The 255-nt window shown below is 62.4% G+C and carries 1 protein-coding gene; it reads left to right on the plus strand.

Features of this window, described 5'->3' with window-relative positions; genetic code table 11:
* Positions 1 to 255 (plus strand): Ig-like domain-containing protein (locus J5M67_RS29030; protein ID WP_243434953.1); only part of this gene is annotated, 255 nt, incomplete at both ends.

A 255-nucleotide genomic window follows, 5' to 3' on the forward strand; every position in this document is an offset into this window, starting at 1 on the left:
GCGCTGACGGCAAGTGGGAATTCACGCCGACCACCCCGCTGAACAATGGCGACCATGCCTTCACCACCGAAGTGCTGGACAAGGCTGGCAACAGCAGCGGTCAGGGCGACGCCCTGAACGTCGTGGTCGATACCAGCAAGGTCGATGTGAGCATCACCCACGTGATCGACGATGTTGGTTCGATCAAAGGCGATATCGCCGCCAACGGCGTGACCGACGACGCTCGCCCGGAAATCCAGGGCAAGGGCAAGGCCG

Origin of the sequence: Pseudomonas sp. 30_B, assembly GCF_017491605.1 — a bacterium.
In the GTDB taxonomy this organism is placed as follows: Bacteria; Pseudomonadota; Gammaproteobacteria; order Pseudomonadales; family Pseudomonadaceae; genus Pseudomonas.